This window comes from Corallococcus sicarius (assembly GCF_003611735.1).
Classification (GTDB): domain Bacteria; phylum Myxococcota; class Myxococcia; order Myxococcales; family Myxococcaceae; genus Corallococcus; species Corallococcus sicarius.
The window spans coordinates 1-630 of record NZ_RAWG01000695.1 but is presented as its reverse complement, the minus strand read 5'-3'; the positions used below and the strand labels follow the sequence as shown (position 1 = coordinate 630).

Below are 630 nucleotides of genomic sequence, written 5' to 3'. Positions count from 1 at the left end.
GCCGGGGTCTCGGGGGCGGACGTCACCCCCTGAGCGGCGGGGGCGGCGACGGCCTCCGTGGCGGGCGCGGCCGTCACGGCCGGGACCTCCGGAGCCTTCGCCTGGGGAGCCTGCTCCACGGCGGCGGGAGCGCTCTCCACGACATTCGCCTGGGGAGCCTCCGCCTGCGGCTCGGCCTGGGCCGGCTGCTCGTAGGACGGCTCGGGGTTGTCATAGCCCTGGTCGGACTGGGCGTAGGAGTCCTGGGCCTCCGTATGGGAGGCGCCAGCGGGCGGGCCGACCCTGCGGCGCACCACGAACCCCTTGGCGGCGACAGGCGGCGCGGCCTGCTTCGGCTTGCGCTTGTCCAGGATCTTCTGGACCGCGGCGGTGGCCTGATCGTCATCCAGCGAGGACGAGTGGCTCTTGACGTCGTAACCCAGCCCGGCGAGCTCGGTCACGACCTCCTTGTTGTCGAGCTCAATCCCGTGCCCCTTGAGCTCCTTGGCGATTTCGTGAACGCGCTTCTTCGACATACCTTGATTGGCCTTCTGCTCCGCCGACTACGAGGCGCAAGCACCCTAGTCCAAAGCCGAAATTGTGTGCGAGAGGTGCTTAACAGCGCCTCCCCCCGCAACCTCTCCACCCACC

The 630-nt window shown here is 69.7% G+C and carries 1 protein-coding gene; it reads right to left on the bottom strand.

The features are described 5' to 3' along the window. On the bottom strand, positions 1–515 hold a 515-nt coding region (locus tag D7X12_RS41745; protein WP_244225111.1), incomplete at its 3' end, for a translation initiation factor IF-2 N-terminal domain-containing protein. Positions 516–630: the final 115 nt, after the last annotated feature.